The 6,000-nt window shown below is 73.5% G+C and carries 6 protein-coding genes; 3 read left to right on the forward strand and 3 right to left on the reverse strand.

Annotated features, from left to right (window positions below; all coding sequences use genetic code 11):
- Positions 1–84: 84 nt before the first annotated feature.
- Both ACFHW0_RS18920 and ACFHW0_RS18925 read right to left on the reverse strand, forming a co-directional pair.
- Entirely contained in the window at positions 85–1,143 is a 1,059-nt protein-coding gene (locus ACFHW0_RS18920) for an alpha/beta fold hydrolase (protein WP_416609369.1), read from the reverse strand.
- 99 nt (positions 1,144–1,242) lie between these two features.
- A complete protein-coding gene (locus ACFHW0_RS18925) occupies positions 1,243–1,698 on the reverse strand; it encodes an FHA domain-containing protein (RefSeq protein ID WP_416609370.1) in 456 nt (151 codons plus the stop codon).
- 315 nt (positions 1,699–2,013) lie between these two features.
- Here ACFHW0_RS18925 and ACFHW0_RS18930 point away from each other — a divergent pair, with 315 nt between their 5' ends.
- Together ACFHW0_RS18930 and ACFHW0_RS18935 are read left to right on the forward strand one after the other, a co-directional pair.
- The gene (locus ACFHW0_RS18930) at positions 2,014–3,510 is read left to right on the forward strand and encodes an aldehyde dehydrogenase family protein (RefSeq protein ID WP_416609371.1); all 1,497 of its coding nucleotides are present in this window, start codon (positions 2,014–2,016) and stop codon (positions 3,508–3,510) included.
- A 68-nt stretch (positions 3,511–3,578) separates the two neighbouring features.
- A complete protein-coding gene (locus tag ACFHW0_RS18935) occupies positions 3,579–4,244 on the forward strand; it encodes a methyltransferase domain-containing protein (protein ID WP_416609373.1) in 666 nt (221 codons plus the stop codon).
- Positions 4,245–4,508: 264 nt separating this feature from the next.
- Here ACFHW0_RS18935 and nucS read toward each other — a convergent pair whose 3' ends face one another.
- Positions 4,509–5,168, reverse strand: a complete 660-nt coding sequence (nucS, locus tag ACFHW0_RS18940) for an endonuclease NucS (RefSeq protein ID WP_121399575.1) — start codon at positions 5,166–5,168, stop codon at positions 4,509–4,511.
- 71 nt (positions 5,169–5,239) lie between these two features.
- Between nucS and ACFHW0_RS18945 the strand changes: the two genes are divergently transcribed.
- Complete coding sequence (locus ACFHW0_RS18945; RefSeq protein ID WP_416609374.1) at positions 5,240–5,857, forward strand: DUF4126 domain-containing protein; 618 nt, start codon at positions 5,240–5,242, stop codon at positions 5,855–5,857.
- The last annotated feature ends 143 nt before the right edge of the window (positions 5,858–6,000 follow it).

Here is a 6,000-nt window from a genome sequence, read left to right on the forward strand (position 1 = left end):
CCAGCGGGGCTGCGCGCGCCGCTAGGTGGGGCCGGTCGGCTCACCGTCGGTCGGCTCGCCGCACCGGTCGGGCTCGCCGGTCGATCAGCCCGCCGCGTCGGTCAGCCGCAGCAGTTCGGCGACGAACTCGGCCGGCCGCTCCAGGTGCGGGCTGTGCCCGCAGCCGGGCAGCAGCACCTCGCGGTACGCCCCGCCGGCCGCCGCGTAGCGCTCCAGCACCGCCCGGGTCTGCGCCACCATCGGCTGCGCGGGGCAGGCCGCCTCCCCCGGCCAGCCGGGCACCACGCCCAGCGAGCCCAGGTGGGCCAGGTCCATCATCGCGGTGTCCGAGACGATCACGTCGGCGTCCCCGTGGACCCAGGTGATCGGCGGCTTCCCGGCCACGGCGACCAGTTCGTCGGCGACCCGGAAGTGCGCCGGGGAGAGGGCGTTGAGCACGCCGCGCCGTCCCGGGGCGGTGCCGGGCCAGTACGCCGAGGCCACCGCCGTACCGGGGTAGTTGTCGTCACCGATCGCCGTGGAGAGGAGGCTGTCCAGCAGCAACTCCTCGTCGTCGCCGAGCGAGGCCGGGTCCGCCACGTAGGTGGCCCGCAGCACGGCGCGCGGGCTGGTCGGGCTGTCCACGCCCCGGTCGCCGGCGGCCAGCCGCTTGACGAAGTCCCTGTTGGCGGTGCCGCCGCCGGTGCCGGCGAAGTCGGGGGTGGTCGGCGTCCCCGTCAGGTCCCGGGTGCCGCCGTAGCCGTACGGCGAGACCGGCGCGGCGAGCAGCAGCGCGCCCACCCGGTCGGGGTGGTCGACGAGCAGTCGCATGGCCACCCCGCCGCCGAGCGAGTGGCCGACCACCACCGGCCGCGCGCCGGGGGCGAAGAGGGACGGCTCGTCGAGCAGCGCGGCGACGTCGTCGGCGAAGTCGCGCAGCCCCCGGGTCGCGTCCACTTCGACGGTGTCGGTCAGCCCGTAGCCGCGCAGGTCAGGCGCGACCACCCGGAGGGTGGCCGGCAGCCGCCGCAGCAGCGGCTCCCAGAAGGCCGCCGACGAGCAGTTGCCGTGGATCAGCAGCACGGGAACGCCGTCCGGCGGCCCGGCCACCCGTACCGCCTGGGTGATCCCGTTCGCCGACACCTGCCGCTGTCCGGTCTCCATCCGCCGGATGCTGCCACGGAGGCGCCGGACGCGTCCATGGGCCGGCCCGCCACCTTCCACCACCGGGAGGTGTGCGCCGGCATCCACCGTCGGCCCCGGTCAGGACGGCGCGGACAACACCGCCGGAACCGCCGCCGGCGGCACCGCGTCGACGCCCGGCGCGGACAACGCCGCCGGGACCGGCACCGCGTCGACGCCCGGCGCGGCCGGGGTCGCGATCGGCAACGGCAGGGTCGGGCGGCGGTCCCGGCGCGGCCCGTTGAAGCTGAAGCCCACCGGGTCGGTACGCGCCACGCCAGGGTCGTAGACGCGCAGCTCGGTGCGGCCGAGCCGGATCACGTCGCCGTCGGCCAGCCGCTCCACGCCGGTGATCCGCCGGTCGTTCAGCCAGGTGCCGTTGGTGGAACCCAGATCCACCAGGGCAGCGCCCTCGCCCGTCAGCCATACCTCGGCGTGCCGGCGGCTCAGGTGGGCGTCGTGCACCATGATGTCGGCGGTCGACGCCCGGCCGATGACCTGCCGCTCGGGGCCCACCCGGACACTCAGCCCCCGCATCGCCCCACCGGCCACCGTCAACAACGGTCTCAGTTCCGGATGTTCCTCCATGGAAAGTCAGCCTCCACCCCGCGCGGTCACTCCACGCGTCAGCCTGCCATCACACGGTAGTCGTCCTCCACCGCCGCGTGGTCACCTGCGCGACCCCGGCCGGACACCTCGCGTTCGGCAATTCGGCGCGCTCCGGCGGAAGAATCATCACAAGTCCGGCCGACCCTCGTCCACCCCGTCCCACCGCCAGCCGGGCGGTCCGGCGGGCGGGACCGGGCCACCGCGGACCTACCGGCGAGTAATTTTCGGGTCTAGACTTCCGCCATGACGGCTGTGCGTGTCCCGGGTACCCCGGTCATCGAGGACGGTCGGCTGGTGTCGACGAGCCCGGCGACCGGCGCGGAGGCCGGACGCCTGCCGGTCGCCACCGCGGAGGACGTGGAGCGGACCGTCGACCGGGCCCGAGCGGCCGGACAGTGGTGGGCCGGGCTCGGCTTCGGCGGGCGCCGGGAGCGGCTGCTGCGCTGGCGCAGCCTCCTCGCCCGACGGATCGAGGAGATCGCCGAGCTGGTGCACGTCGAGGGCGGCAAGCCGGTCGCCGACGCCGTCGTCGAACTCGTCACCGCCGTCGAGCACGTCGACTGGGCGGCCCGCAACGCCGGCCGGGTGCTGGGCCCCCGCCGGGTCCGCTCACGGCTCGTCCTGGCCGAGTTCTCCGCCCACCTCGAATACCAGCCGTACGGCGTCGTCGGCGTGATCGGCCCGTGGAACTACCCCGTCTTCACCCCGATCGGCTCCGCCGCGTACGCGCTTGCGGCGGGGAACGCGGTGGTGCTGAAGCCCAGCGAGTACACCCCGGTCGTCGGGCAGTGGCTGGTCGACACGTTCGCCGAGGTGGTGCCGGAGCAGCCGGTGTTCACCGCGGTGCACGGGCTCGGCGACGTCGGGGCGGCCCTCTGCCGCTCCGGAGTGGACAAGGTGGCCTTCACCGGCTCGTCCGCCACCGCGCGGAAGGTGATGGCGGCCTGCGCCGAGTCCCTGACGCCGGTGCTGCTGGAGGCGGGCGGCAAGGACGCGATGATCGTCGACGCCGACGCCGACCTGGACGCCGCCGCCGAGGCGTGCGTCTGGGGCGCGCTGACCAACGCCGGCCAGACCTGCATCGGCATCGAACGGGTCTACGCGGTCGAGCCGGTCTTCGACGCCTTCGTCGGCAAGGTCGTCGAGCGGGCCGGCCGGTTGACCGTCGGCCCGGACGACGCGGACATCGGGCCGATCACCATGCCGAGCCAGGTCGACGTGATCCGCCGGCACATCGACGACGCGCTGGCCCGGGGCGGCCGGGCGGTGCTCGGCGGGGCCGACGCGGTGCAGCCGCCGTACGTACGGCCGACCGTGCTGGTGGACGTCCCGGAGGACTCCGCCGCCGTACGCGAGGAGACGTTCGGTCCGACCCTGACCATCAACCGGGTCCGCGACGCCGACGAGGCCGTCGCCCGGGCCAACGCCCTGTCGTACGGCCTGGGGGGCTCGGTCTTCGGCCGGCGGCACGCGGTGGCGATCGCCCGGCGGCTGCGCTCGGGCATGGCGTCGGTGAACTCGGCGCTGACCTTCGCCGGGATGTCCACCCTGCCGTTCGGCGGCGTCGGCGACTCCGGCTTCGGGCGCATCCACGGCGAGGACGGGCTGCGCGAGTTCAGCCGCGCCAAGGCCATCACCCGGCGGCGGGCCCGGTCGCTGCTGCCCTCGACGACCTTCGAGCGGACGCCGGCCGACGTCGCCCGGCTCGTGAAGGCCATCAAGGTCATGTACGGCAGGTGACTGTCGGATAACCGATCATGAACGCCCTCGCGTGTGTCCAACGTGGTGGGAGCGGTACATTGCGTTAAATGCGCCCCCATCGATTGCGCTTCCACCTCGTCGACAGTGACCGGTCGTGGAGTGCCCGGCAGCGACGTCGCCGCGCCGACTGGCTGGCCCGGACCTTCCCTGACCTGGAGAAGATGCACATTATCGACCTGGGCGGCCGGCTCGGCACCTGGACCCGCGCCGACGTGCGGCCGGCCCGCGTACACGTGGTCAACCTGGAACGACCGCCCACGGACGTCCCGGAGTGGGCGGAGGTCGACCGGGCCGACGCCTGCGACCTGCCGGCCCGGATCACCGGGCGCCGCTACGACCTGGTCTTCTCCAACTCCGTGCTGGAGCACGTCGGCGGGCACGAGCGGCGGCTGCGCTTCGCCGACGCCGTGCGCAGTCTCGGCGACCGGCACTGGGTGCAGACGCCCTACCGCTACTTCCCCATCGAGCCGCACTGGATCGCGCCGGGGATGCAGTTCCTTCCCGTGCGGCTGCGCACCGCGTTCGCCCGCCGCTGGCCGCTCGGGCACAAGCCGACCCGCAGCCACGAGGCCGCCCTGCACCAGGTGCTCTGGACGGAACTGCTGGATCGCTCGCAGATGCGGCACTACTTCCCCGACTCGCGGATCCTCGTCGAGCGGGTGGCCGGCCTGCCCAAGTCGCTGATCGCCGTCCGCGCGGACGGCCCGCCTTAGCCGCCCCGCTGACGAACCGGCCTCCGGCGGCGGGCGGCGGGTCTCCGGCCGTGCGTCCGACAACGGCCGCAGCGTCGGACTCGGGGGCGGGGATCATGCCCGGGTCGCTCGTGTCGGCGTCCACCGGCCACCACAGCTCAGCCGCGGAGTGCCGAGCGACCGGCCCGTCAACGCCGGGCGGCAGCCCGTCGCCGGGCGGGCATCGGAGCGCCGGTCGGCCCGTCAAACGCCGGGCGCGTGCCGGAGCGTCAGGCGGGCGGCCCGTCAGAAGAGAGTCAACTCGTCGCGTTCGATGCCGCGCAGCTTGTCGTAGTTCACGACCACGCAGCGGATGCCCCGGTCCGTGGCGAGCACCCGGGCCTGCGGCTTGATCTCCTGCGCGGCGAAGACCCCGGCAACCGGGGCGAGCAGCGGGTCGCGGTTGAGCAGTTCGAGGTACCGGGTCAGCTGCTCCACGCCGTCGATCTCGCCCCGGCGCTTCACCTCGACGGCGACGGTGCCGGACGCGGCGTCACGGCAGAGCAGGTCGACCGGGCCGATCGCCGTCATGTACTCCCGGCGGATCAGCGTGAACCCCTCACCGAGGGTCTCCGGGTTGGCCGCCAGCAACTCCTGGAGGTGCGCCTCCACACCGTCCTTGCGCAGGCCCGGATCGACGCCCAGCTCGTACGAGGTGTCCTGGAAGATCTCCTCCAGGGTGATCCGCAGTTCCTCGCCAGCCTTGTTGACGACCCGCCAGACGCCGGGGGCCTCCTCCAACCGGCAGGGCGGGCTCATCCAGTTCAACGGCTTGTACGCCCGGTCGTCGGCATGGATCGACACCGACCCGTCCGCCTTCACCATGAGCAACCGGGTGGCCGGCGGCAGGTGGGCCGAGAGCCGTCCGACATAGTCCACCGAGCACTTCGCAATGACCAACCGCACCCGACGAGGGTAGCCGAGACCCCGGCCCGCGCCACCGAGCGGCACTGGCGCGCCGGTGCGATGCTGAGACGGTGCTCGAAGTTCTCACCGGTACCGGTCTCGCCGCCTCGGCGGGGCTGAACGCGTACGTCCCCCTGCTCACCATGGGCCTGCTGGCCCGCTACACCAGCCTGATCGACCTGCCCGGCGGGTGGCAGTGGCTGGGCAACGGCTGGGTGATCGCGATCCTGGCGGTGCTGCTGGTCGTCGAGGTCGTCGCCGACAAGGTCCCGGTGGTCGACCACGTCAACGACGTCGTGCAGACCGTGGTCCGGCCGACCGCCGGCGGCCTGGCGTTCGGCGCGGGCTCGTCGTCGGAGACGGTGACGGTGAGCGACCCAGGCAGTTTCTTCTCGTCCAACCAGTGGGTCCCCGTGGTGACCGGGGTGGTGATCGCCCTCGGCGTACACCTGTTGAAGTCCGCCGCCCGACCGGTCATCAACGCGACCACGGCCGGCGTCGGCGCACCCGTGGCCAGCACCGCCGAGGACGCCACCAGCGTGGCCATGTCGGTGGTGGCGATCATCCTGCCGGTGCTGGTGCTGGCGTTCCTGCTCGGGCTGGTCGTCTTCGTCTTCTGGTTCATCCGACGCCGCTCCGACCGCCGCCGGGAGCGTCAGGCGGCGCGGGCCGCCGGCTTCCGCGTCTGACGACTGCGGACACACGGCTGGCCGGCACCCCGGTGGGGTGCCGGCCAGCCTTGTTCATGTGTTGCTGTCAGCTGTTCCAGTGCTCGGTGACGAGGTCGGCGGCCTGCTGCTCCCACTGGGCGTAGTGGTCGGGGTACGCCGAC

Origin of the sequence: Micromonospora sp. LOL_025 (assembly GCF_048060285.1) — a bacterium.
Taxonomy (GTDB): Bacteria; Actinomycetota; Actinomycetes; order Mycobacteriales; family Micromonosporaceae; genus Micromonospora.

Bases quoted from the DNA above. Each gene is read 5' to 3' on its own strand.
- ACFHW0_RS18935 (WP_416609373.1), top strand. From the start codon at position 3,579: ATGCGCCCCCATCGATTGCGCTTCCACCTCGTCGACAGTGACCGGTCG.
- ACFHW0_RS18920 (WP_416609369.1), bottom strand. From the start codon at position 1,143: ATGGAGACCGGACAGCGGCAGGTGTCGGCGAACGGGATCACCCAGGCG.
- ACFHW0_RS18930 (WP_416609371.1), top strand. From the start codon at position 2,014: ATGACGGCTGTGCGTGTCCCGGGTACCCCGGTCATCGAGGACGGTCGG.
- ACFHW0_RS18925 (WP_416609370.1), bottom strand. From the start codon at position 1,698: ATGCGGGGGCTGAGTGTCCGGGTGGGCCCCGAGCGGCAGGTCATCGGC.